The following is a 281-nucleotide window of genomic DNA, read 5'->3' as shown; positions in this document are numbered from 1 at the left end:
AATTGCATTTGATTTCTTTCGGTTTCTTCTTCTCTTTTGCTAATTTCTTTCGATAGGCAAGAAGCTGCGTATCATTCATCTTTTCGATATATTGATCTATAATATCTAACACTTCTTTTTGTAGGGGCTGTAACTCTTTTTCTTGTGTCAGTCCTGTATACACCTGACGTATATAAAAGTTGGTCGTATTGTACATATTCTTGGCATTCTGACAAGATTCTTGAAAGTAAGCATACATACGATGTCCTTTTTTAATCCAAATTTGAAATGTTTGATAGTTG

General features: G+C 32.7%; 1 pseudogene. It reads right to left on the bottom strand.

Annotated features, from left to right (window positions below):
• Positions 1-281, bottom strand: a pseudogene (locus tag CN326_RS23095) (RNA-guided endonuclease InsQ/TnpB family protein); the annotation flags it as partial.

This window comes from Bacillus sp. AFS018417, assembly GCF_002560985.1.
Lineage (GTDB): Bacteria > Bacillota > Bacilli > Bacillales > Bacillaceae_G > Bacillus_A > Bacillus_A rhizoplanae.
This window is presented reverse-complemented; position numbering and strand designations above follow the sequence as displayed.